We start from the raw sequence: 21,798 nt of genomic DNA, 5'->3' as shown, positions 1-21,798 counted from the left end.
TTCAACAACTATCGAAGCGGATGCGGTGATCGGCGGCTATCGGCGGCGAATAGGACGGGTTGAATATTCAGGATTGATCGCCAGTCGCCCCGGATTGATCTTGCGGATAACTGTCACGGAGCGAATCGACATCACGTGACAACTCTTTCAGGAACCTGTCGCCGGTCGCAAGACGCCGACCGAGCGTCTGCATGAAGCCCTCGAACCTTTCGGCTCCTTTCGCGCGGGCGGATGCTTGCGCGTTCTCCGGCAGCGGCGGCGTGGAGGCAAGCCAGATGTTGACGAACAGCGAAACGGTTTCGCCGAGCACGGCCAGATCCTCGTCGAGCGCGTGGATCTCGCGGCCGAGTTTGTCGAGGCGTCGCGACATGGCCGCCTCCAGCCGATCCGAAGTGTCGCCGGACAGGAAGGATGCGACGGCCGCCTCGACGATGGCGGATTTGGAGACTTGCCGGCGCAGCGCCAGCGCCTCGACCTGTTTCAATAGCTCGAACTCGAAATAGACGTTCATCCGGGTTTTGGTGGTCATGGGCGTGTCCTTCAAAGCTCGATGCCGTCGCCGGGGTCGAGCGACGCTTGCCGCGCGACGATCCGCATCCGCTGGCGCATGGCGCGGGCCTTGGCGGCGTCAACGTCCGGCTCGTCGACCAGCAAATCGAACTCCTGTTCGGGCGGACGCGGCGGCGCGATGATTTCCTCATGCTCCGGCAATTCCGGCTCGCGGCGGATGCCGGCATTGGCCGGATCGCCCTCGGCCGCTCCGGGCGCGGGCGCGACTGTGGGCTTCGCTGCCGACACCACGCGGCTCGTCCAGTCATCGGATGACGGCGCGGCGGTGGGATCGGCTGCCGGATCGGGCGGGGTCAGGATGCGTTCCATGAACCGCGCGTCCTCGAAATATCTGGCTTTGGTCGCCCGGATCGGCGGCGTGCCGGCAACCATCACGATTTCGTCGGATGGCGGGAGCTGCATCACCTCTCCCGGCGTAAGCAGCGGCCGTGCCGTCTCCTGCCGTGACACCATCAAATGCCCCAACCACGGCGCGAGGCGGTGGCCGGCGTAATTGGTGGAGTCACGCATTTCGGTCGCGGTGCCGAGCGCGTCGCTGACTCTTTTGGCCGTCCTTTCGTCGTTCGCGGCGAAGGCGACTCTGACGTGGCAGTTGTCGAGGATGGAATTGTTCGGGCCGTAGGAGCGTTCAACTTGATTGAGGCTCTGCGCGATCAGAAAACTCTTGATGCCGTAGCCCGCCATGAAGGCTAAGGCGCTCTCGAAAAAGTCGAGGCGGCCGAGCGCGGGAAACTCGTCGAGCATCAACAGCAACCGATGGCGCTTGCTGGTGGTGTTCAATTCCTCGGTCAACCGCCTGCCGATCTGATTGAGGATCAGGCGAATGAGCGGCTTGGTGCGGTTGATGTCGGACGGCGGCACGACGAGATAGAGACTGACGGGCTGTTTGCTTCCGACAAGATCGGCAATGCGCCAGTCGCAACGCGCCGTGACGCGCGCCACAACGGGATCGCGATACAAGCCCAGGAACGACATGGCCGTGCTCAACACGCCCGACCGCTCGTTCTCGCTCTTGTTCAACAGCTCACGCGCCGACGAGGCGATGACGGGATGAACGCCAGTTTCGCCCAGGTGCGGCGTGTCCATCATCGCGCGCAACGTCGCCTCGATGGGACGGCGCGGGTCGGACAGGAAGTTGGCGACGCCCGCCAAGGTCTTGTCGGCCTCGGCATAGAGGACATGCAGGATCGCGCCGACTAGCAGGCTGTGGCTGGTCTTTTCCCAATGGTTGCGCTTGTCGAGGCTGCCTTCGGGATCGACGAGAATATCCGCGATGTTCTGCACGTCGCGGACTTCCCATTCGCCTTGCCTGACCTCCAGCAGCGGGTTGTAGGCCGACGATTTGGCGTTGGTCGGATCGAACAGCAGGACGCGGCCATGCTTCGCGCGGAAGCCGGCTGTCAGCGTCCAGTTCTCCCCTTTGATGTCGTGGACGATGCAGCTTCCTGGCCACGTCAACAGCGTCGGGACCACGAGGCCGACGCCCTTGCCGCTGCGGGTCGGCGCGAAGCAAAGGACATGCTCCGGGCCGTCGTGGCGCAGGTAATCGCGCTCGTATCGGCCGAGCACGACGCCATCGAGGCCGAGCAATCCGGCCGAACGGATTTCCTTGTCTTCGGCCCATCGCGCCGAGCCATAGGTCGCGACGTTGCGTGCCTCCCGCGCCCGGATGATAGACATGGTGATGGCCGCGACGATGGCGAGGATACCGCCGGACGCCGCGATGATGCCACCCTCGACGAAGATCGACGGCGCATAGGCGTCGAACGCATACCACCACCAGAACAGCGCGGGCGGGTAGTAGATCGGCCAGCCGGCCAGCTCGAACCACGGATTGCCAAGTTGCGCCTGAAAACCAAGCCGCCACGCCGTCCATTGCGTCGCCGTCCAGGTCGTCACCACAACAATGGTGAAAACCACGGCGATCTGACCCCAAAGGATTCGACCTCCACGCATAAAAGCTCCAGTCGAAACAAGAGACGGAGCCGATCAGAGAGTAAGCAATTATGGGACAGGCAACAGGAAAGAGGATGCGAGAGGGTTGCCGGATACTATCGGCGGCAAATAGGACGGGTTGTGCTTAGGCTCCCGTCCGCCGTCGTTACTGCTGTGCGATCGGCCGAGACGAATCACGGCGGCTTAATCCGGTCGGGTCAGCCTGACCCATTTTGCTGGCGAGTGTGAGCAGGTTTCGCAGCACCGCGCTGCGGTTGAACGGCGACCAAACGGCCGAAAAAGGGACCGGCTCCGACTCGTCTGCGATCGGAAGGAAGACGACGCTGGACGATGGCAGCAGCGATGTAGCCGCGCCGACGATCGTGATGCCGAAGCCCTGTCCGACCATAGAAAGCAGGGTGCCGCGTTCGACATCGAAGCGCTGGATGGAGGACGCGGGCCAGCGTCCGGCAAGGCGCAGCACGATATGGTCATGAACCTGGGGGCCGGTGCCGCCGTGGCGGACAAGGAACGTCTCGCCCGCCAAATCTGCCCAGGTGACGGCGGACATTTCGGCGAGCGGATGCCGATCCGGCACCGCCGCGACGATCGGTTCGGTCCATATCCTCCGAGAATGGCAGTCGGGCAGTTCGGGCGTGCCGGCGACGAACACGATGTCGAGCCGGTCGGCGCGAAGCTGCATGACGGTTTCGCGGGCCGTCCCCTCCGTAATCTCGACCTCGATGCCGGGATGATCTTCGCGATATTGTGCGATCAACTCGGCGAGAAAGCTGCGTGAGGTCATGGCGTGGACGCCGATGCGAAGCCGGCCCCACTCTCCCGACGCCGCCATGCCGGCCGTCTTCACCGCATGGTCGAGTTGATCGACGCCGGTTGCGACACTTTCGACGAAGCGACGACCGGCTTCTGTCAGCCGCACGCCTCGCGCGTGACGCTCGAACAGGAGGATGCCAAGGTCTTCCTCCAGCGCCTTCACGCGGGCACTGACGCTCGACAGGCTGACGCCGAGCGCATTGGCAGCGTGACGGAAGTTCAAGTGTTCGGCGACGGCGAGTGTCTGAACGAGCGACACAAGGGGAATGCGCGAACCCAACTGGGTCGGCACGCCCCATTGACGATCAACCATTGACGTTGAACGTCGCCGCATCGCCTAGCTTACCAATTCGCTGTGATGCAAGGATTGCGTTCATGCCTCCAGCGACTTGAGAAGATTCGCGCCGAGCCGACCCTCCAGCGCCTTCTTAACAGTCGACTCCTTCATCATCTCGACCGCGAACCATCCCCAATAAATCCGGTGACGTTTGATTAGGCCGGCTTCGAGGTCCATACATTCAGCCAGATCAACTTGGTAATGTCCGTATGGTGTTTCCGCCGGGTACTCCCATATTAATGTCCGGCCATTCCAGAGGTAGCCGTCGCGATGCCAGTGGACTTTTTCGTCCGGCCGCCGCTTCACGGTCTCCTGGAGAAACAACAACACCTCTTGCTTGCCCCGCGCGATGCCCTTGCCAGGGCCAAAGAACGTGGGCACGAGCGGACTCTGAACCGTGGCATCCTCGGCGTAGATAGTCGCCATGCCCCCCATATTACCCTCGCGAAGGTACTTGTCCCACAGTTCATAGATACGAACAGCTTGTGCCTCGGTCGTCGATGTATTTGAGACGGAGCTCATAGCGGAATTCTCCTGTTGGACGGTGAGAGGAAGGGTTGGGCGGCATATACAACACGCCGCCACTCAGCCGTTCATGTAGCGCTTACCCTTGGTTTCACAATCACAAGCGTTTCGATGAGGGACGAAGCAAAACCGTCAGACCAACGCACTATTAAAACTGGCAGCGCATCGCCCCGAGATTGCCGCAAGTCAGAGCGTCTCATCGCGCAATTCGTCAGATGGATTTGGCTCGATTGGAATCATCACTACCATTAAGAAGGCCACGGCTGTGATGATCACCGGATACCAGAAACCGAAGTAAACATTGCCCGCCCAAACTGAGAGTGCCGATACAAAGAGCGGGACCATTCCACCGATAAGGCCCGTGCCGAGGTGGTAAGGCAGTGAGACCGAAGTATAGCGCACCTTTGCAGGGAAAAGTTCAACGAGCCATGCCGCCATCGGCCCGAATGCCGCCGCGTAGCTGGTCAGGAGGGCAACAAGTAGCAGGACAACGGCCATCGTATTGATCTGCGCGGGATCGGCCCGGCTCGGAAGTCCAGCTTCTACTAATGTCCGCTTGAGCGATGTAGCATCAGAACCTACGATCTCCCTATTGCCGATCCGCGTGGTCGGTTCGGCGCCCATTGGCCCCGGAAGCAAACTGTACGAGACACCTGCTCCATTCAGCACTGCTCTAACCCGATCGCATTCGCTCGGCTTCATGTTGGGTGTAGGAAAGACCGTGAAACGGCAATTGCTTGCTGTCACCGTCACGATGGTCTGTCTCTGGAAATCAGCGAGCGCCGGATTCGCGGCTCGCGTAATCGCATGATAGACAGGAAAGCAAGCAACCACGAAGAGTCCGAGGCCGGCAGCGATTATCGGACGGCGACCAAGGCGGTCGGAGAGAGCTCCGAACAAAACGAAGAGAGGCGTCGCTACGATCAATGCTGCGCCGATAATCAAGAAACTCGTCATCCTATCGACACCGAGCACTGCCTGCAAAAAATACAGACCTTGAATCTGCGAGGCGTATCCTGCCGCCCCCATACCAGCGGCAGCAGCAAGGGCGACGATCAGCCGCCGCATGTTACCTGGAATGGTGAAACTCTCTAGAAGAGGAGATTTAGCGAGCGTGCCCTCAGCTTTCATATGCTGGAATGCTGGCGACTCGTTGAGCTGGAGCCGGACATAGACGCAGAGCGCAAGAAGAATGAGGGAGAGTGCGAATGGCACGCGCCAGCCCCAAGCGGCGAAGGCCTCCTGACCGATGAGGAAAATACAGCCCACGACGACAATCATCGACAGAAGTTGACCTAAAATGGGCGTAATCTGAATCCAGCTTGTCTTATATCCGCGCCTATGTGCCGGTGCGTGCTCGGCAACATAGATTGCGGCACCTCCATACTCGCCGCCGACGGAAAGGCCCTGCGCGAGACGCAGAATTACGAGAATAACTGGTGCCGCCCATCCAATCTGCTCGAACGTAGGAAGGAACGCTACAGCCGCCGTCGAGAAGCCCATGATTAAGATGGTCGCGAGAAATGTATACTTGCGCCCAATAAGATCGCCCAGTCGGCCAAATACGACAGCGCCGAAGGGGCGTGCCACGAAGCCAGCGCCGAAGATGGCGAGGCTCGCGAGGAATCCGGCAGGCCCGCTCCCCTTCGGAAAAAACAGATCGCCAAAGTAAATGGCGAGTGATCCGTAGAGAAAGAAGTCGTACCATTCAAAAGCCGAGCCTGCGCTAGCCGCCAGAAGGACTTTAGCTTCGTGCGTTGCCGCATTCGTCGTCAAATCTGCCGGGTCCGTAGTTGTTTTAGCTACAAGAGTACCCATTGTTTTGTTTCCTCCGCCTGTGGTTGTGTCAGCACGGTGGAGGGCTTAGGGCGACTCTTCGTCAACATGTCCCCGGAGCACGAGCCTCCCCCGCTTATGGCGCGCCGATTGGCCCGGCGTCGCAGGACACACTGCAAATCAGAATAACGCGCGTCCAGAACGAACGTTTAGTTGACGATCGAAGTGTTCGGATATCTTTCCGAATTTATTCGATGCTTCGATGCTGGTCGAAATAATCACCCAGGACATGAAGCCAAATTGTTGGCATGATCGGGCAATGGTGTACGGTATCGACATTGCAACAATCGCTGCTCTAATGGGCGACACGGCCCGCGCGAACATACTGAGCGCTCTTATGGACGGCCGTGCACGCACCGCGAGTGAGCTTGCCTATTGTGCCGGCGTATCCGCTCCGACGACGAGTAGCCACCTCGCCAAGCTTACTGACGCAGAGCTTCTTGTTGTGCAAGCCCAGGGGCGATGCCGTTACTATCGGCTGGCCAGTCCCACGGTTGGCCAAGCTCTCGAAGCTCTGACCCTGGTGGCATCCGAAACGCCGCGGCGTCACCGCAGGCCGGGTCCACGAGACGAGGCGATGCGCCTGGCTCGAACCTGTTACGATCATCTTGCGGGAAAATTGGGCGTGGCGGTGACTAATGCGCTCATTGAACGTGACTATCTAAAGCCGGCCGGTCAGCAGTTCCGCTTGACCCCAAACGGAGCGACATTTCTGGCCAAAATCGGTGTTGATCTTGAGCCGAGGCGCTCTCGAAGAGCCTTTTGTAGATCGTGTCTAGACTGGAGTGAACGACGTCCACACGCCGGAGGTGCACTGGGAGCCGCCATAGCTGCGCGTTTCTTCGAGCTAAGATGGATTGAACGTTTGCCAGACGTCCGCACTGTTCTCATTACCGACTTGGGATACGACAAGCTATGGGAGTTGTTCGGGATCAATTTTGCGAATGAGTGCAAGGCGACACTGCAACAGAAATGATGATTAGCGAACATCCGCGAACGCCAGATGTAGGCGCGCATTTATTCTCTCCTGAGCAATACAAACTGACCATGGGGGGAAGCTTTCGCTTCGGGCGGGGGTTGACCGCGTGGAACATAACGTTCCGTCAGGACCTGCCAAGCGGCCGATTTTACCAACCACCTAGAGATGCGCCCCGTGGTCATTTCTAATCTGACATCGAGGACAGTTGATGGAAGTATGATCTCTGCGGCACCCATCAAAGCGACGGCCCTCTCGATCGCCCCAACTGCCACGATACCGATCCACCCTGCATGACGCCCATAATCTCGCGGCCGAGTTGACGGTCGATGACCGGCCGCCAAGGAACAAGCGTGAACTCGTGCGCCTTCTCGACAATGGCGAACTTGCCGCTGATGAGCTGCACGGTGCCGGTGAACTTGCCGCTGACGGTTTCGCCGTCCGTAGCTGCGCGGAACGGCAGCGCCTTGCTCGCGGCGATCTCCGCCCCGACGCTGGCAACCTCGCGCTCGCGCAACGTCGCGAGAAGATTGCGCCGATAGAAGGTCCGGCCGTCCTGTCGACGCGTAGCGTCGCCCTGGTCGATGTGATGCTCGCGGCGACTGTCCATCGCCTCGCGCACCTGTTGGCCGAACCCGGTCGCTGCAAGGTCGGATGCGTCGGGCGTGATCAACCGCCGGTCGAGCCACGTTGCGCCGTCCGCGCTGATCTGCTTTTCAAGGTCGAGCACCGACAGGACGCGAACGCTGGCCTGCCGATTGCGGCCGGCGTCGTATGCGGCGGCGCGGCTCTCGAAATCCTCGGGGATGCGCCATTGGTCGGCGTCGATCCGCTCGGCGATCCCGGCTCGGCGCAAAGCCTCCAGCCGGCGCACATGGGCATCGACATAGCCCTCATAGTCGCCACCCGGAACACGCCCCTCGAACTTCGCCTGCTCCAGATGGCGGCTCGGCCGATAGACGCCATCCTCGGCGATGGCGGCAATGCTCCGGTCGGATGGCCGCTGCGCGGTGTCTGGCGGGCCGATCTCGACGACGCTGCCGATCCGCGCATCTTCAACGCGCGCCGGGTCGATGCCGGCGACGTGATGGGTCCGGCCGTCGATCCCGTCCACTACAACGGTCAGGTTCTCGCCCAGTTCGTCGGACAGATATTTATCGACGACACGGCCGACGATGGGCGTCTCGGGCGGCCCGTCATGGATTTGGAAGGTGAGCGGGTCGCGCTCCAGGCCATCGGCCTTTAGCGCCTTGTGCATGTTGCGGATGATGTCGCCGCGCTCGCCCATGTCGCGCAAGGTCGGCTCCATGCGCTCGCTCAACTCCCAAACGCCCGGCGCGTGCTCGGTCGCAAGCCCCATCTTCTCCAGCTTGGCGAGACGGCGAAGGCGCAGCGCGCGATTGAACTGGCGGCGCGGCTCGGCCGGCTCGTGGCGAAGGTCGAGGAATCGGTCGTCTGCTTCCTCGGCCATCGCCCGGTCGATGCGGGTGAAACGGTCCTGGTCGATCTCGGCTGACAGCTTGCGGGTCTGCTCGATCTCGGTGACGGGACCAAGCTCCAGCGTGGTCAATTCGCTCGCCCGCTCGCGGATGCCGTTGGCAAGATAGTCGCCGTTGATGACAAGGTTCTCGCCCAGGTCTTCCTTGCCGCGCACGATGACATGGACATGGGGATGGCCGGTGTTGTGGTGATTGACCGCGACCCAATCGAGTTTCGTGCCAAGGTCGGCTTCCACCTGACGCATGAGGTCGCGAGTATAGGCTGTCAGGTCCGATAGGTCCGCGCCGTCCTCCGGCGAGACGATGAATCTGAATTGGTGGCGATCCTCCTGGCCGCGCTCAAGGAAAGCAGCGCCATCGGCGCGGTCCTCGATCGCCGAATAGAGCTGGCCGCGCTCGCCATCGCGCGATGTGCCGTCGCGCTGGATGTAGCGAAGATGGGCGGCTGCCCTTCCATTCCTGCCGGCTTCCTTGACGTAGCGGGTCTTGACGACGATGCGGCGCATTCCGGGCGCGCTGTGACGCCAGCCGCCCGACAAGGTGCGGGCGCGAACGAAGGCCGCGCCGCGACCGCGCCGGACGCCCGGTCCTCCAGTCGAGCGCGCGCCCTTGCCGCCCTTAGCGGTCGGGGTCTTAACTAGACGCGGCGATGATCGCGGCGACGATCTGGACGGGCCGGTGCTGTGCTGGCGCGCGATCTTCTTCGCCTGGGTGAGAAAGCTCTTGGTCTTGCCCGTTCGTGGCGCATCGGATCGGATACGGCCGGGCTTCGGCCGAAAGCGGATTTCGTCATCGGCGCTCATGGACGCGCCTTCGGCCAAAACTCAAGAAAATCGGACGTTCGGCGGTCATGGTGCCGGTCGAAACTCAGCAAAGCCAAGGCTTTGCGCAACATCGCGGCACGCGGGATTAAAAACCGTGGTGCCGCTCGCGGACCCCCTAACCAGTGTGCAGACAACAACAATTTCAGAAATCCGGCCGACCTAGTGCCGGTTTCCTTTATCTTGCCCTCCGCTCCTTCGCCCCTTTCTGCGTCTCCGGCCCGGTATGCAGCCAGACGCAAACCGGCCTGACCGCACACCGGAACGAGCGCCGCCGAGCGCGGGAATGCCACCTTCATGGCGTATCCCCGACGCTCGCGCGGGCCACAAAAATGCTGCCGTCTTGCAATGCCGTAGCTGCGGGATCGCGCACCGGAACGGTCGCGCGAGCGTCGCCGGATTGCGCGTCTGATGACGGCGCGACCGTCGCCCGGCTGTCGTTCGGCCGCACGATAAAGAGCGGTGCGTCGCGCCAGTCGGGCGGCGGTGGCGGTGCCTCGGATGCGGCCGCACCGCCAAGGATCGGCGCGAGCGCGGCGACATAGGCGCGCGTCTCGGCCGGCAGTGGATGGCCGGTCGAACGGTGCTCGTCATAGCGCGCGGGACCGGCATTGTAGGCGGCGAGCATCGCCACGACATTGCCGTAGCGGTCCCACATTTCGCGCAGATAGGCCGCGCCCGCCATGATGCTGTCGTGCGGGTCGTAGGGATTGCGACCGAACTGGTAGCGAACGCGCAGGGCCGCCCAGGTGTCGGGCATGATCTGCATCAATCCCATCGCCCCGGCCGACGAAATCGCGCCCTTGTCGCCCGCGCTCTCGGCGCGCAGCACGGCGCGAATCCAGCGTTCGGGGATGCCGAACCGCTGCGACGCCTCGGCGATGTGAGCGGCATAAGGATCGGCGGCGGGACGCGCGACCGGCGCGGATTGCGCGGCGGCCACGCGCGGCCCGGCGCAGACGGAAAGCGCCCCGGCGAGCAACAGGACGGCACAACGCCATGCCGCCCCGTCGCCGCTATGACGCCAGCCTGCCAGCGTGCTCGCTACGGTAAAGGGTGCGCGCGAAGCGCCGGCCGATGGCCGCCCTTGACCTTCGCTGCGCGCGCCGGCCGTCTTGTCGCCGAGCGGGACGAAGGGATGCGAGTGCATTCCCGCGAACAAAGGGATGATCGGAAACCGCACCGATCAGCTCCGATCCTCGCGTGGCTTCGGCCGCTTCCACGCGAGCCGGAAGGTGCGCCCCTCGTCGTCGGCCTGGAACAGCGCCGGACGAAACAGCGCGGGGAAAAGCGGGCTGTCGATCTCCAGGGCGATGTAGTCGCCAGCGCGTTCGCCGACACGTTTCCAGCCGCCGCCGATTTCGGGGCCGTCCTCGTCGTCGAGGTGGATGCGGTAGGCCGGCGCATTGTCGGCGTCGCTCGGCTCGATGGCGACGAGCACGATTGCCTCGTCGATTCCGAACAGCCGGACGCGGCCGGCGTAACCGTTGGCGGTAGGTTCAAAGATATTGGCAGGCATGGTCAGTCTCCTTCTGGTTGGTTTGGGGAAGTGCGAAGTCAGCGCGTCGGCGCGCGCCATTGAAAGCGGCCGTCGCCGTCCTCGTCGGTCCAGAGCGGCACCGCTCGGCCGATGATCTGGTCCGTGGAAATCAGCCCGAAATACCGGCCGTCCAGGCTGTCGCGGACTTGCCAGTTCATGAGGAAGATTTCGCCGGTATGGATGCGCTGGCAGCCCTGCCAGACGGGTAGCGCACGGCCGATGCGGTCGCGTTCGAGCGCGGCACCGGCAATGATGCCATCGACGGTGATGACGTGGCCGATCCTGCAAACGGTCTGGCCGGAAACGGCGCGCACGCGCTTCAACAGAGGCACGCCCTTTGGCAGATAGCCGCGCTCGCTAAGAAAGGTCGCGAGCGGTTCGGGTGCATCGACGGCGACAAGATCAGTCACGTCAAACGGGCCGTCGAAGTCGATTGTGTAAAAGCCGATTGGCGCGCTGGCCGATGCGTTCCAGATGAGTTTGACCGGCATCGGCGTGAGGCCGGGATAGCCGACGCCAACGGCAGCGAGCGCCGTCGCGATAAGGAGGCCGGCGCGCGTCATGGACCGATCCTCCGCCGCCCGATCCATGCGGCATGACGTTCGGGCGTGTAGGCGCTCGGCTCCAGATTGGCGGTCAGGCGGTTGTGCGCGTGCCGCCAGTAGTCCGGCGATACATCGGCGGGGTCGAGGCCCAGCGCCTCCACGGCGTCGATGACGGCAAGCGCGCGCTGCACCTTCGGCCAGCTATCCAGCCGCAACAGGATGTCGCCACCGGGGCGGACGAAGGGCAATGTCTGGAACGGCTCGCCGCGCCCGATGGCGCGCACGATGTCGATGCGGGAAATGATCGTGCCATGCTCGCCGGCAGCCCAGCGGACGAAGGCGAATGTGCTCTCCGGCGCGAAGCCGACGACGCTGCGGCGACGGTCGAGTATCTGTTCGTAGCTCTTGCGGCCGAAGCGTATCCAGTGCTCGACCTTGCGTTTGTCGAAGGTGAGTTCAACCAGTGTCGTGAAGGGCGCAGGCCCGTCCGGCAGCGGACGGCCGTGCGCGCCGCGATAAGCGCGACGGGTCATTGTGCGTCTCCGGGGATGGGATGAGGATTGCGCGCGAGCGCCATGCCGGACGCGCGTGTCATGGCTCGCCCTTCGGGGCGGCACCGGCACCACGGCGCGCTTGCGCGCGCGCCAAATAACAAGAGTTAGATTCTCTGTTAGATTCTTCTATAGAGTCCGGCGGACGGTTTGCGCCTGATGTGCCGATAGTGCGTGCGCCTGATGTGCCGATGGCGTCCACACGGTTTTCAACAGGCACTGTGGATGCTTTTGCCGGCCGCATAAGCAGCAGCTCGCGGCCGTTCTCCCACTCGATCTGGAGCCGATAGCCGGGGAGCCGCTGGCGCTCGGCGATGCGGCGGATGTCGAGCGCGAAGTCTGACGGCCGCGCGAGGCTGCCGGACTTCGCGTGAAGGTGCGAAACCTCGAACGTCCAGCCGTGGCGCTGGTGGCCGGTGTGCTTGCGCGCGACACGGTAAAGCCAACGCTCGATACCACCTGTGAGCCGGAAATAGGCCGGGTCGATGGTGAGAACTAGCGAACGGTCAATGACGCTGTTGTAGAACCATTCGGGTAGGACGAACTCCATGCCCTCGACGCGGCCGGCGCGCGTCGTCATTTCCTCCCATTCATTCACCCAGGAGAATTGCCGGCGACGCCAATGCGGGCCGTTGCGGATCGTTGTGGCGATGACGGTCGATTGCAGGCGCGCGAGCGCGGCTTTCAGCAACAGATATTGATGATTGCCGGTCGGCCGCCCGATGGCGCGCAACAGATGGTAAGGCGTGAAGCGGAAGAAGCGCGACGTGCGAAGGCCGCTATTCTCGGCCGCGACGATCTGCGAGGCCGCCCATATCAGCACATCGGCGTCCCATATGGTCGCCATGCCGTGTTCGGGCATGGCGAGCACCTGCACCTCGACATCGGCAGCCTTGTAGAGAATCGGCCTGGTGCGCGGTGTCTTCGCCAGCGAGAAAAACGGCCGCTCCATCAAATCGCGTTGGTCGCGCGGCGCGGCGTCGCCCGTCGCGACTATGAAGGGGTCGAGCCGGCTGCGTTCGCTGCTGTCGGTCGGCTGCGCCGGTCTGTGATCGTCGCGCAGCATTCAGAGCTTGCCCCGCTCGTCGGGCGTAAGCGGGCGAGCGGGAAAGACCGTGCCGGCGTTCTTGTCGCGCGTGGATTTGCGGGTGCCAACCGCGCTCCAGGCTTCAAGGTCGCGAACGGTGTAGAGGACACGGCCGCCGATCTTGCGATAGGTCGGGCCGGTGCCGTAGGTGCGATGTTTTTCAAGCGTGCGGATGGAGATGCCGAGAAAGCGCGCGGCTTCCTGTGTGCGCAACAGGCGCGGCGGCAGCTCCGCATTGCGGCGGATGGCCATAGTCACCTCTGGTTCGTTGATGTGGCCGCCGAAAACTTCGGCGGGCTGTGGCGAACCTTGGCGGGGGATCGGCGGCGCGTAGCGTGCCGCATTTGCGCCTATGCGCTGGCGGCACCCCCATCGGGGCCGGCGGCAAGCTGAAAAGTCGATGGATTTCAGCGTGTCATTGCCTGTCGCTCCGTTTAGGGAAAGACATCCGGGCGCGGTTCGGCTAGATATGAAAGTGGAGCGGACGCGCCGCTCTGGGGCGTAGTAACCCCTCATGACTAGGATGGTGTCGCCGAATTGGCACCACTCTTCGACCTATGGTCGGGGAGCCTGCGGCGTATGCAACAGGTTCTCCGAACTAAAGGCCGTGGGGCCGTGTCATGCGGTTACTAACTCCCCGATCACCAGAGTCAGAGAGCACCGTTTGCGGGGGCGCACCGCAGACAAACCCTCTCGGATACGGGGAGCAGACATGCGAAAGCCTGTCGAACTCGATCCCGATGTGGACGACGAAGCGCCAGCGGGAAACGACATTACGCCTTATGACGAACAGCACTACGTCACCTATCTCCGCCTTCTCGATGCGAAGACGGACGGCGCGGACTGGAACGAAGTTGCGCGAATCGTCCTGCATCGTGATCCGATCGGCGACGAAACGCTGACGCGGCGATGTTGGGAAAGCCATCTTGCGCGCGCCGAATGGCTTTCACGCGCAGGCTATCGGCGAATCTTGGAACAGGCGGTCGCGGCCGGGCGCTGATTGTTACCTGCGTTTCACTCGGCTGGCGATTTGATCGGATAGTGTAGCAAGAGGCGGTAGCCGCCCCGCATCATTTTCAGGCCGTGCGCGACCAGTCGTCGGGCTTGGTTCTTTCGGGGATCGACTTCCCAATCCTCCTTTGTCCCGCGAAAGCCGAGCAGCACTTCCGCGATGGTGCGATAGCTTTCGCCGCGCAAGCGAGCGTCAAGTGCGCGCAGGGACAGGATATGAAATCGGCGGAGCTGGGCGGGCAAGGTTCGGAAGTCCGCGCCGGGCGCTCGCCCGTTGAGGGATCGCCAGAAACGGCGCGCGGCATGAGCGCGAAGCTCCATGAAGGAATCCATCGGCAAGGATACAGCGTAGAAGGCCGCCACGTCTGGCACGGCCTGGGGCAGCCAGAATTGATGCGTGACGCCATCGACATGCCAGAGACCGTGCCATCCGTCCGCCGCGTGCCGTAGGTCGAGGCCGGACAAATGCGCCAGCGTCACGATAGGTTCGGTTGCCCCTTCGCAATGTTGCACCGGGGACAGGAGAACCGCGTGCGGCTGTAGGCTTGGAATCCAGAACAGAGATTGCCGGTCAGGCGGGGTTTCGGGATCGCAGGGGAAATCGCAAACCCCATCGCTGCGTGAATGCTTCCAGCTCGTTTGCAGCCGGCTCCTTCACGCGGGAAATGGTCTGGAAGTCGCGATGATAATCCTCATGGCGACGAAGATACTCCCAAGCGAAGCCGGCGGGAGGAATAGCTTTTGCGTGCCCGTAAGACGCGGGCGCACGCCAATCAATGCGAAGCATGGCGCACCCTCTCTACTCACGAGCGCGCGAGACAACGCCCGGATAGAGAGTCTCCGAAATCGCCAACACTGGAAATAGCTGGAATAATCTGGAACGTTGTTCGCTTAGAGCGGACGTTTATTATTACTTTCTTCTTAACTTCATTTGAAAGATTTTACCATCCTGCAAATCCGATATGCCGATGATGCGGCAGATTGCTTTGCCCGCAAAGACAGGCAAAGCAACTCATAGTCTTAGCATTTGGAAAAGACATGCACCTCGTCGCGGGCGGTTTCGATCGTGAAGAACTCGCCGCCCATTTCGGCATCGCGCGCCATCGCATCCCAATCAATATAGTAGCGCAGGGCGTCGGGGATCGTGACGCTCTCGGCAGTCAGCTCCTCCATGTAGTCGGCAAGGCTGGCGAACTGGCCATGATAGCAATCCTGCAAGGTTGTTTCCGCTTGGTCGATGTCGCCGACGAATTGCTCCAGCAAGCCCGCGCCGAGTGCGCCATGCTCGGCGATGAAAGCGCCCATGCGGGCGACCTTCTCGATGCCGGCATATTCCTGAATGGTGACGCCCTCGAAGCTCTCATAATCATGGATGGCATATTCCTCCGCGCCCCTGATCGGTGAACGCGCGAGCATCGCGGAAATCTCGTCCCTGATCTGGTCGGCGTCCTGATCCGCGTCGATCCATGCACCATGCAGATGGCCGTTGTTGTAGGCTGCAAGGCAGGCGACATAGATGCGGGGGATGTTGGTGGCTGCGTTGGTCATGTCTCTGATCCTCGGTCTAAAGGTCAGCGAAGCGGTGCGCCGCGCTGACCTTCTGGCCGTCGCCGAGACTGGGGTAGCAACGAGCAAGGGCGGCCGGGGTGGAGGGGATCACCCGGCCTGCACAAGCGAAGCGCGGAAGGCTGGGGATACCGCCCCGGACGGTTCCACTTACCTTGCTGGCGCGAGGGCAAAGCCCTTAGCAACCTATCGAGCAGAACGCGGCGGCAGCCGCGCCGGCCCGGAGGCGAACGCGCTCCCAAATAGCGCCGTAGTGAGCCGGAGGGCCGCCAGTGACAAAGCCCCGGCGCTTTAGCGCCGGGTCAGTTTGACATCATGTCGTTGGTTTAGCGAACGGGCGCAGCTCCACCGGCCGAAGGTGCTGCTAGTCGCAGCAAGGCCGAAATCCCGACAAAGCCGCCGCCGATGATGCAGAAGATTTGCCGCCAGATTTCGGACGGGACCGATTCCTTGGTGACGCCGTGGACAAGCGCATAGCCGGCCACGGCGGCGGGCGCTGCGAAGATCAGCGCCACGACGAGGCGCAGGATCGGGGAGCGTAGCGAGTCAAAGAGAAGCGCCAGGATGCCAAAGGCTGCGCCGGCCGCGACCAAGCCGACCAATCCCGCGCCGATCAAGCCGGAGCCGGTGTGATAGGCGAACTGCGCGGCCGTCAATCCGAGCATGAAGGGCAGCGCATAGACCGCAAGCGTATAGGCCGCGACGCAAAGCATCGCGATCAGGATAACGCTCATCAGCATCACAACGGCCATGACTCTGCTCCTTTACGGCTGGCGCGGTTTGCTCTTGTTTTGCTCCTTCGCGTGGCAATGTGCCTATGATGCCGGTCCCTCCTTACGCTGTCGATGGGAACGTGGCTCTGGCGAACAAGCGTGCGTAAAACGCGAAATCAAATGTAAGCGGCTGAAACCCGCTTGATTTCAGCGGGTTTCGGCCGATCTTCATGTTTCATTTTGGAGGGCTATAGAGCAAACGTAGTGCTCATCGGTATCTCGCACGTCCCGCCAAACACCGCCGATTACCGCACAAATTGATCTGCTATCTCTTTAGTTATCAACATGATAGCGAGGTTCTAGCGGTGCGCCTGAAGTTACGGTTCCCGCACCACCAGCCGGGCGGTATAGCTCCACCTGAGATAACCGCCGATTATACGCTCCGACATAGATCTCATAACTGCGGCTGTTTTGGACCGCTTGGCAGTCTCAACTGTACAGAATCGAAGTATGAAAAAGTGGGATCACTACGGAATTTTTTGGTGTTCTAAGATCGCCAGAGCACCCCACCACTCCCGTAGGGTTTTTAAGGGCCGTTTATCGGAGGCGGCTGCCAATTACACCTCATCAGGCACGTCCTTCTTATTCCGCTTCTTCTTGCGGCCTTCCGCTGCCACAACCTGGTCCGCGATGAAAATCACACGCCCCGGAACGTCCATAAGCTGGAGCGCCTTCATGCCGCGCATAAGGCTGATGCGGGAGAACAAGGGCAGGTTCAGCGACCGCCCGGCGGGGTCTTTCCGGGTCACGATGCCGAAGACGATGCGGCATTTCCGGTCACGAACGAGCGTGACCATCGCATCCGCATCGCCATCGGCAAGCACTTCCCGGATAAGCGCCTCCAGCTTGTCAACGGCCTGCGGTTCCAGCCGCATCAATTCGATGGCGTTTACGCCCTGATTGAACAGATGGCTCAACTGAGCCGAGAGCGTCGAGACTTTGACATGATAGAAGGCAGCGACGCCGTCGCGGACCGCCAGCAGGTCGCAAGGCTCCACCGCGCTTTGCCCATCCGGGCTGATATTCTTTGTATCAAGGCAGGCGATAGCCGCGTCCCCCGCCCCAACGGCCGCATTGTATTCGCCCTCGCTCGGATGATCGTAGGGCGGGAGATCGCTGTCCGCGCATAGCGGATCGAGATAGGCGCTAAGCCGCGCGATATAGGTATCGTCGATGCGGTACCAATTGCCTTCGCAAAGATGGAAGGTTTCGCCTTGCGCGTCCTCCAGCGTCGTGTCGAAGACCAGGCTCTTGAAGATGCTGTAGCGGTCGCGGCTGTTTCCGTCCTCGTCGGTCAGGACCAGCGCGTGACGGCGCAAATCCTCGACGCCCAGAGCATTCAGGTCGATCCCATGTTCATCCAGATACTCGTAGTACCGCCCGATATAGACATCGTCATAGACGCGGCTGCGCCCGGCTCCGGCGAAGGCGGCGTAGAGGTTGTCGCTGTAGTTGATGATTTCCGGAACCGTGAGGTTGAGGTCGGGATTGCGCGCGCGAAAGGCCGCTAGGAGTTGGCCGTTCAGCGCCTCGATCTGCGCCGGATCACGGACCGGCATGATGTTCTGGATGTCCGGGAAAGCGGCCTTGTATTCCTCGCTCTGATATAGATCGAGCAGCTTCTCGCACAGCGCCGCCAGCCGGTCGGCCTCGACATCCGTGCTGATACGCAAATTACTGCCGCCTGTGGCGTGCCGGAACAGTTCCTTGTGCTCATCGCGGACCTTGCCGGTCAAGCTGCGCAAGATCGTGCTGTCACGGTCGAAATCGAACAGCGTCAGCTCAGACTCGATCGGAAGCTGCGTCCGCTGGCGCTTGGCCGCACCGGGATCGAGCGTGTCGGTGCTTTTAAGCTTGTGCGGGTCAAGGCTGTTCAATGTTACCCGCAGCCCAAAATCATATTCGTAGCTGGAGTCGATCAAGTTATGGGCGACATGGCCGAAGGAGAGCGCGAAACACCGCCCGCCGACCGGCAGAAACACCAGGGCACCCTTGTTGACCTGCGTCAGGTTTTTCTCGACGTTGAAATATGACTTCCACCATGGCGGGCGCGGGTCGCTATCCAGCACGAACAGCGTTGCGCCTTCCGGCAGGCCCTGCGCGCCGATATCGTCATCGAGCGCATGGTCCTCCCGCAGCGCGTTGGCAGCATCATAGCCTTCCTTGAGAAGGTATATCGAGAAAGCCCTGCTCTTTGCCATGCCGCCCCCGGCGCGCGATCAACATCTCGCTTCTTAAACCTGCGATAGCAGAAAGAAGACGGGGACGCATGTCAATGACGAGCGACACAAGCCTAAGTATTGCAGGCTTATTCCCTGGATATGGTGCCATCGTCCCCAAGATGTGTCCCGCCGACCGCCTGATAGAGCGCCCAAAGAGATTCCGCTGCCGAGTCGGCCAGTGCCTTCCATTCGGGATTCGCCTGCACTTGCGCGTGTTCGCAAAGCTCGCTGGCAACCGCGCGACTCAGGAAGGATGCCATGTGCAAGACCTCATGCCGCCCGCTATCATCCATTTCCGGCATGTGCTGAACCTCGTCAGAATCCTGCTGCCATCATATTGCGAAGCCCGAGCGGCAGAACCCCGGCCCGAGAGTGGGAGGGCAGCGCCCACCTGGCCCCTGACCGGGCACTGCCGCAGGTTACATGCTATCCTGCGCGGGCGTGGATGCGGCCTGTTACTGAGACAATATTGGCGGGCTTTCGGCGCTATCAACTATACGGGGAAAGGGCCGGGTACCGGGGGCAACAGAATGAACAAGAAAGCAAACAAGACCGTTCTCGAAACCATACTCGACTGGTCGGCTGACCGCCCGCTTTGGCAACGCGATGCCCTGCGCCGGATCGTGACCGGCGGAACGCCCGATGACGATGGGGTGAAGGACATCCTGGCCCTGTGCAAGAAGGAGCACGGTGCCGAAGGTATTGCGTTGGAACCGGCGGCCCTCGAAGCCGCGCATTTGCCGGCCGCCCCCGCCGGCGGCGAGTCGATAGCACTGGCAAGCGTCGGGGATATCGCCGGTGTAAACCAGCTTGCCCCCGGCCAGTCCCTACCGTTTGAAGCGGCGGGGCTCACCATCGTGTACGGGCCGAACGGGTCCGGCAAGTCGGGTTACGGGCGAGTGCTCAAGCGCGCCTGCCGCGCGCGCAAGGCGGGCGAGATCATGCCGGATGCGTACAACCCGCCGCCCGCCGGCAAAGCGACCGGCACTTTTTCGATTCTCAAGGACGGTGTAGCCGCACCGCCCGTCAGCTGGACCGACGACGGCAAGCCGGACGCGGTGCTGTCTGCCGTCAGCGTCTTTGACCGGGACTGCGGCTCGGTGCATGTGCAGGAAAAGAACGAAGTGGCGTTCAGGCCCTTCGGCTTGGATATTCCCGACGACCTCGCCGGTGTTTGCCAGGCGCTCAAGCAGAAACTGGGTGCTGAAGAAACCCAGCTCAATGCGGTCCGCGACCCGGTCTTCGATAAGCCGACGTGGAACCCGGCCACGCCGGTCGGCGCGATCATGTCGGCACTGAGCCATGACACCGATCTTGCCGCGCTTGAGAAACTTGGTGAGATGAGCGCCGACGAGCGGGCGCGGCTGGCACGCCTTGACGAAGACCTGCTGAAAAACCCGGCGGACGCTGCCGCCGAACAGAGGCTTTTTGCCGGCAATGTACGGCTGCTGATCGCTACCCTGGACAGGCTTGCCGCCGCCTATGGGGATGAAAAGCTGGCCGGGATGAAAACGCTGGCGGACGCGGCGCGGGACAAGCGGGCGGCGGCCGATCTTGCCGCGCGCGAGACCTTTGACGGCCTTTCCATTCCCGGTGTCGGCGGGGAAACATGGCGGGCGCTATGGGAGGCCGCCCGCCGCTATTCGGAACAAACGGCTTATCCCGGCGCGCCTTTCCCGCCCACAGGGGACGAAGCCTGCGTCCTGTGTCACCAGGCGCTGCATGCGGAGGCCAAGGACCGGCTGGGGAGCTTCGAGGCATTCGTCCGCGCGGATGCCGAATCACAAGCGGCGCGCGCCGAGCAGGACTATTCCGAGGCTCTTGCCGCATTCACGGCGCGGCAACCGGACGTGCGCGTGATCGCGCAGGCGCGCCAGCGCATCGCCCTCCAGAACCCCGGCCTTGCCCGCAAGGTTTTGCGCTTTGTCGCCAGCGCGGATTTGCGCCGCCTGAAATGCCTTCGCGCCCTTTCGACCGCTGACCCGCTAATCCTGCCACCGTTTTCGCCGTCACCGAAGGCGGAGCTGGAGGCGTTAGCGGCCACTCTGGAAGCCTATGCTGCGGAACTTGACGAAGCGGCCGACGCTGAGGGCCGCGACCGGCTGATCCTCGAACGTGACTCGTTGACAGACCGGGCGGCGGTTGCCGACTTTCTCGAAACCGCAAAGAAAGAAATCAAGCGACTTGATGACCTGCGCATTGTCCGCGCCTGCATCACTGACACGGCAACCAACGCCATCACCAAGCTCGGCAACGATATCGCCGACAATGTCATCACCCCGAAAATGCGCGACCAGTTCCAGTCGGAAATCGTCCGTCTCGCAGCGGAGAAAGTGCGCGTGGAAATCGTGCGCTCGGGCGGGCAGTACGGCTCGCCCAACTACCAGGTGCGCCTCTTTGCCAACCCGAAAGCCAAGGTCCACATGGTCCTGAGCGAGGGTGAGCAAACCTGCGTCGCTCTCGCCGCGTTCCTCACCGAACTGGCGACGGCCCAGCATAAATCTGCGCTGGTGTTCGATGACCCGGTGACATCGCTCGATCATCGCTGGCGCGAAAAGGTGGCGGACCGGCTTGTCGAAGAATCCGCAACCCGCCAGATTATCGTCTTCACCCATGACATGGTGTTCGTGAACGACCTTCACGACAAGGCCGTCCGCGAGGCTGTTCCTATGAAGCTCGTCAGCCTGTCGCGAGGGCCAGCCGGGACGGGCATGGTCACGGACGGCTTGCCCTGGCAGCACGCCGGTATCCGCGACCGGGTTGATAAGCTGGAAAAGGCGGCGCGAGAGGCGCGGAATCTGTATGACGCGAACGATGAAGAAGGATACCGGGACGCAGCCGTGAAAATCTATGACCGGCTGCGGGCGACGTGGGAGCGCGGGCTGGAAGATGTCGCCTTTGCCGGGGTCATCCACCGCCACCGGGACTATATCGACACGAAGAACCTGAAACGGGTGACTGTCATTGAAGACGCGGATGTCGAGACATTCCGCAAGAATTTCAAGAAGTGCAGCGACCTCGTGGACGCGCACGACCCGTCGCGCGCACGGGACGGCGCGGTGCCGCCGCCCGACGACATCCTTGCCGACATCAAGACTCTTGCGGATTGGGCGGATTCGATCCGGGTCCGGCAGAACGCCTTGCCGTGACCAAGCTCGTTCGCCCTGAAT

22 protein-coding genes are annotated in these 21,798 nt (G+C 62.2%); 3 read left to right on the top strand and 19 right to left on the bottom strand.

What is annotated here, in order from left to right:
• Nucleotides 1-67: 67 nt before the first annotated feature.
• From E0H22_RS24725 to E0H22_RS24705, 5 genes are all read right to left on the bottom strand, one after another.
• A complete protein-coding gene (locus tag E0H22_RS24725; protein WP_233023569.1) occupies nucleotides 68-529 on the bottom strand; it encodes a CopG family transcriptional regulator in 462 nt (153 codons plus the stop codon).
• An 11-nt stretch (nucleotides 530-540) separates the two neighbouring features.
• Nucleotides 541-2,526, bottom strand: coding sequence for a conjugal transfer protein TraG (locus tag E0H22_RS24720; RefSeq protein ID WP_233023568.1), 1,986 nt, complete (start codon nucleotides 2,524-2,526; stop codon nucleotides 541-543).
• Between the two features lie 145 nt (nucleotides 2,527-2,671).
• Nucleotides 2,672-3,652 carry a LysR family transcriptional regulator gene (locus E0H22_RS24715; protein WP_233023567.1) on the bottom strand — a complete coding sequence of 327 codons (981 nt, stop codon included), beginning with the start codon at nucleotides 3,650-3,652 and terminating at the stop codon, nucleotides 2,672-2,674.
• Nucleotides 3,653-3,712: 60 nt separating this feature from the next.
• Complete coding sequence (locus E0H22_RS24710; RefSeq protein ID WP_233023566.1) at nucleotides 3,713-4,198, bottom strand: nuclear transport factor 2 family protein; 486 nt, start codon at nucleotides 4,196-4,198, stop codon at nucleotides 3,713-3,715.
• A gap of 189 nt (nucleotides 4,199-4,387) precedes the next feature.
• Nucleotides 4,388-6,019, bottom strand: coding sequence for an MFS transporter (locus tag E0H22_RS24705; protein WP_233023565.1), 1,632 nt, complete (start codon nucleotides 6,017-6,019; stop codon nucleotides 4,388-4,390).
• Nucleotides 6,020-6,239: 220 nt separating this feature from the next.
• Here E0H22_RS24705 and E0H22_RS24700 point away from each other — a divergent pair, with 220 nt between their 5' ends.
• Nucleotides 6,240-7,013 carry an ArsR/SmtB family transcription factor gene (locus E0H22_RS24700; RefSeq protein WP_233023564.1) on the top strand — a complete coding sequence of 258 codons (774 nt, stop codon included), beginning with the start codon at nucleotides 6,240-6,242 and terminating at the stop codon, nucleotides 7,011-7,013.
• A gap of 238 nt (nucleotides 7,014-7,251) precedes the next feature.
• On the opposite strand, the gene E0H22_RS24695 is transcribed toward E0H22_RS24700, so the two are convergent.
• From E0H22_RS24695 to E0H22_RS24660, 8 genes are all read right to left on the bottom strand, one after another.
• Complete coding sequence (locus tag E0H22_RS24695) at nucleotides 7,252-8,373, bottom strand: DUF3363 domain-containing protein (protein WP_233026539.1); 1,122 nt, start codon at nucleotides 8,371-8,373, stop codon at nucleotides 7,252-7,254.
• A gap of 938 nt (nucleotides 8,374-9,311) precedes the next feature.
• Nucleotides 9,312-9,632 (bottom strand): hypothetical protein, encoded by a 321-nt coding sequence (locus E0H22_RS24690; RefSeq protein ID WP_233023563.1) that lies wholly within the window; start codon nucleotides 9,630-9,632, stop codon nucleotides 9,312-9,314.
• Nucleotides 9,629-10,483 carry a lytic transglycosylase domain-containing protein gene (locus E0H22_RS24685; protein WP_233026537.1) on the bottom strand — a complete coding sequence of 285 codons (855 nt, stop codon included), beginning with the start codon at nucleotides 10,481-10,483 and terminating at the stop codon, nucleotides 9,629-9,631. The genes E0H22_RS24690 and E0H22_RS24685 overlap by 4 nt, the downstream gene beginning before the upstream one ends.
• A gap of 36 nt (nucleotides 10,484-10,519) precedes the next feature.
• Nucleotides 10,520-10,852, bottom strand: coding sequence for a DUF736 domain-containing protein (locus E0H22_RS24680; protein WP_233023562.1), 333 nt, complete (start codon nucleotides 10,850-10,852; stop codon nucleotides 10,520-10,522).
• A 38-nt stretch (nucleotides 10,853-10,890) separates the two neighbouring features.
• Nucleotides 10,891-11,436 (bottom strand): S26 family signal peptidase, encoded by a 546-nt coding sequence (locus E0H22_RS24675; protein ID WP_233023561.1) that lies wholly within the window; start codon nucleotides 11,434-11,436, stop codon nucleotides 10,891-10,893.
• Entirely contained in the window at nucleotides 11,433-11,951 is a 519-nt protein-coding gene (locus tag E0H22_RS24670) for a DUF2840 domain-containing protein (protein ID WP_233023560.1), read from the bottom strand. Before E0H22_RS24670 ends, E0H22_RS24675 begins: the two co-directional genes overlap by 4 nt.
• Nucleotides 11,952-12,009: 58 nt before the next feature.
• Complete coding sequence (locus E0H22_RS24665; protein ID WP_233023559.1) at nucleotides 12,010-13,035, bottom strand: replication initiator protein A; 1,026 nt, start codon at nucleotides 13,033-13,035, stop codon at nucleotides 12,010-12,012.
• A complete protein-coding gene (locus E0H22_RS24660) occupies nucleotides 13,036-13,308 on the bottom strand; it encodes a helix-turn-helix transcriptional regulator (protein ID WP_233026536.1) in 273 nt (90 codons plus the stop codon).
• A gap of 460 nt (nucleotides 13,309-13,768) precedes the next feature.
• On the opposite strand from E0H22_RS24660, the gene E0H22_RS24655 reads away from it, so the two are divergent.
• On the top strand, nucleotides 13,769-14,056 hold the full coding sequence (locus E0H22_RS24655) for a DNA -binding domain-containing protein (RefSeq protein ID WP_233023558.1): 288 nt from the start codon (nucleotides 13,769-13,771) through the stop codon (nucleotides 14,054-14,056).
• Nucleotides 14,057-14,070: 14 nt separating this feature from the next.
• Here E0H22_RS24655 and E0H22_RS24650 read toward each other — a convergent pair whose 3' ends face one another.
• The 6 genes from E0H22_RS24650 to E0H22_RS24625 all read right to left on the bottom strand — a co-directional run bounded on the left by E0H22_RS24650 (nucleotide 14,071) and on the right by E0H22_RS24625 (nucleotide 18,930).
• The gene (locus E0H22_RS24650; protein WP_233023557.1) at nucleotides 14,071-14,547 is read right to left on the bottom strand and encodes a DUF2285 domain-containing protein; all 477 of its coding nucleotides are present in this window, start codon (nucleotides 14,545-14,547) and stop codon (nucleotides 14,071-14,073) included.
• A gap of 91 nt (nucleotides 14,548-14,638) precedes the next feature.
• The gene (locus E0H22_RS24645; protein ID WP_233023556.1) at nucleotides 14,639-14,854 is read right to left on the bottom strand and encodes a transcriptional regulator domain-containing protein; all 216 of its coding nucleotides are present in this window, start codon (nucleotides 14,852-14,854) and stop codon (nucleotides 14,639-14,641) included.
• A 233-nt stretch (nucleotides 14,855-15,087) separates the two neighbouring features.
• A complete protein-coding gene (locus E0H22_RS24640; protein WP_233023555.1) occupies nucleotides 15,088-15,615 on the bottom strand; it encodes an antirestriction protein ArdA in 528 nt (175 codons plus the stop codon).
• A 344-nt stretch (nucleotides 15,616-15,959) separates the two neighbouring features.
• Nucleotides 15,960-16,385 (bottom strand): hypothetical protein, encoded by a 426-nt coding sequence (locus tag E0H22_RS24635; protein ID WP_233023554.1) that lies wholly within the window; start codon nucleotides 16,383-16,385, stop codon nucleotides 15,960-15,962.
• 578 nt (nucleotides 16,386-16,963) lie between these two features.
• Nucleotides 16,964-18,607, bottom strand: a complete 1,644-nt coding sequence (locus tag E0H22_RS24630; protein WP_233023553.1) for a DUF6119 family protein — start codon at nucleotides 18,605-18,607, stop codon at nucleotides 16,964-16,966.
• Between the two features lie 107 nt (nucleotides 18,608-18,714).
• Nucleotides 18,715-18,930, bottom strand: coding sequence for a hypothetical protein (locus E0H22_RS24625; protein ID WP_233023552.1), 216 nt, complete (start codon nucleotides 18,928-18,930; stop codon nucleotides 18,715-18,717).
• A 228-nt stretch (nucleotides 18,931-19,158) separates the two neighbouring features.
• Here E0H22_RS24625 and E0H22_RS24620 point away from each other — a divergent pair, with 228 nt between their 5' ends.
• A complete protein-coding gene (locus tag E0H22_RS24620; RefSeq protein WP_233023551.1) occupies nucleotides 19,159-21,777 on the top strand; it encodes an AAA family ATPase in 2,619 nt (872 codons plus the stop codon).
• Nucleotides 21,778-21,798: the final 21 nt, after the last annotated feature.

Source organism: Rhodopseudomonas boonkerdii (assembly GCF_021184025.1).
In the GTDB taxonomy this organism is placed as follows: Bacteria; Pseudomonadota; Alphaproteobacteria; order Rhizobiales; family Xanthobacteraceae; genus Tardiphaga; species Tardiphaga boonkerdii.
This window is presented reverse-complemented; position numbering and strand designations above follow the sequence as displayed.

Coding starts and splice junctions, on each gene's coding strand:
- E0H22_RS24725 (WP_233023569.1), bottom strand. CDS start 529: ATGACCACCAAAACCCGGATGAACGTCTATTTCGAGTTCGAGCTATTG.
- E0H22_RS24720 (WP_233023568.1), bottom strand. CDS start 2,526: ATGCGTGGAGGTCGAATCCTTTGGGGTCAGATCGCCGTGGTTTTCACC.
- E0H22_RS24715 (WP_233023567.1), bottom strand. CDS start 3,652: ATGGTTGATCGTCAATGGGGCGTGCCGACCCAGTTGGGTTCGCGCATT.
- E0H22_RS24710 (WP_233023566.1), bottom strand. CDS start 4,198: ATGAGCTCCGTCTCAAATACATCGACGACCGAGGCACAAGCTGTTCGT.
- E0H22_RS24705 (WP_233023565.1), bottom strand. CDS start 6,019: ATGGGTACTCTTGTAGCTAAAACAACTACGGACCCGGCAGATTTGACG.
- E0H22_RS24700 (WP_233023564.1), top strand. CDS start 6,240: ATGCTGGTCGAAATAATCACCCAGGACATGAAGCCAAATTGTTGGCAT.
- E0H22_RS24695 (WP_233026539.1), bottom strand. CDS start 8,373: ATGGGGCTTGCGACCGAGCACGCGCCGGGCGTTTGGGAGTTGAGCGAG.
- E0H22_RS24690 (WP_233023563.1), bottom strand. CDS start 9,632: ATGAAGGTGGCATTCCCGCGCTCGGCGGCGCTCGTTCCGGTGTGCGGT.
- E0H22_RS24685 (WP_233026537.1), bottom strand. CDS start 10,483: ATGCACTCGCATCCCTTCGTCCCGCTCGGCGACAAGACGGCCGGCGCG.
- E0H22_RS24680 (WP_233023562.1), bottom strand. CDS start 10,852: ATGCCTGCCAATATCTTTGAACCTACCGCCAACGGTTACGCCGGCCGC.
- E0H22_RS24675 (WP_233023561.1), bottom strand. CDS start 11,436: ATGACGCGCGCCGGCCTCCTTATCGCGACGGCGCTCGCTGCCGTTGGC.
- E0H22_RS24670 (WP_233023560.1), bottom strand. CDS start 11,951: ATGACCCGTCGCGCTTATCGCGGCGCGCACGGCCGTCCGCTGCCGGAC.
- E0H22_RS24665 (WP_233023559.1), bottom strand. CDS start 13,035: ATGCTGCGCGACGATCACAGACCGGCGCAGCCGACCGACAGCAGCGAA.
- E0H22_RS24660 (WP_233026536.1), bottom strand. CDS start 13,308: ATGGCCATCCGCCGCAATGCGGAGCTGCCGCCGCGCCTGTTGCGCACA.
- E0H22_RS24655 (WP_233023558.1), top strand. CDS start 13,769: ATGCGAAAGCCTGTCGAACTCGATCCCGATGTGGACGACGAAGCGCCA.
- E0H22_RS24645 (WP_233023556.1), bottom strand. CDS start 14,854: ATGCTTCGCATTGATTGGCGTGCGCCCGCGTCTTACGGGCACGCAAAA.
- E0H22_RS24640 (WP_233023555.1), bottom strand. CDS start 15,615: ATGACCAACGCAGCCACCAACATCCCCCGCATCTATGTCGCCTGCCTT.
- E0H22_RS24635 (WP_233023554.1), bottom strand. CDS start 16,385: ATGGCCGTTGTGATGCTGATGAGCGTTATCCTGATCGCGATGCTTTGC.
- E0H22_RS24630 (WP_233023553.1), bottom strand. CDS start 18,607: ATGGCAAAGAGCAGGGCTTTCTCGATATACCTTCTCAAGGAAGGCTAT.
- E0H22_RS24625 (WP_233023552.1), bottom strand. CDS start 18,930: ATGCCGGAAATGGATGATAGCGGGCGGCATGAGGTCTTGCACATGGCA.
- E0H22_RS24620 (WP_233023551.1), top strand. CDS start 19,159: ATGAACAAGAAAGCAAACAAGACCGTTCTCGAAACCATACTCGACTGG.